The organism is Bacillus sp. JJ1764 (genome assembly GCF_036962145.1).
Taxonomy (GTDB): domain Bacteria; phylum Bacillota; class Bacilli; order Bacillales; family Cytobacillaceae; genus Neobacillus.
The window spans coordinates 9,459-10,124 of sequence record NZ_JBALNY010000128.1 but is presented as its reverse complement, the minus strand read 5'-3'; the positions used below and the strand labels follow the sequence as shown (position 1 = coordinate 10,124).

1 protein-coding gene is annotated in these 666 nt (G+C 25.2%); it reads left to right on the top strand.

The features are described from left to right. Positions 1-440: 440 nt before the first annotated feature. On the top strand, positions 441-666 hold a 226-nt coding region (locus tag V7083_RS17380; RefSeq protein WP_335480190.1), incomplete at its 3' end, for a hypothetical protein.

Here is a 666-nt window from a genome sequence, read left to right as displayed (position 1 = left end):
CAGTTTTTGTTAATATAAAAATTCGACCTCTTCGATATCTGTTCGTTTTTGATTATCATAGTTGTAATTTTTAATATCTAGTATATGATGATAATCTATACCCATAACATTGAAATGAATACTCATAGAATTGTTAATAAAAGGTCTTCTAATTATTAATTCTGCAATGATTTCATTAATTTCATTCATTGTGTATTTTTTATCTCTATATTGTTCCAAACGCCAAAATTAACAACTTTTCTACTTAATTCTTTAGGATAAATCATTTTAATTTGTATTAAAATCAATGTAAAATCATTTCTCATTTTCAATATTCATATAATCTTCCTCAAATTAATTTGATAAGTGTCGCATTTTAACATTTAATTAGTTCGTGAAATAAGACTTTAGGTCATCTGAATTATTATAATGTATTATTTTTAAAATAGTAAAAAACAAGAATGTTTGCGAAAACAGCCTTTTTTAAAAGAATCGAAGCAAGAGTCTTTCTCAGTGCGTTTAAGGGGGCGTTCAAAATAAAAAACGATGTTTTTATAATAGGTATTGTTACTGCATTAATTCCTACCCTTTTTGCAACTATTTTATTACGGAGAGAAAAATACTTCTTAACTATCTGGTTACAAGTTGCATTAATATTTTACGGAATAGCAATACCCTCATTTTTAT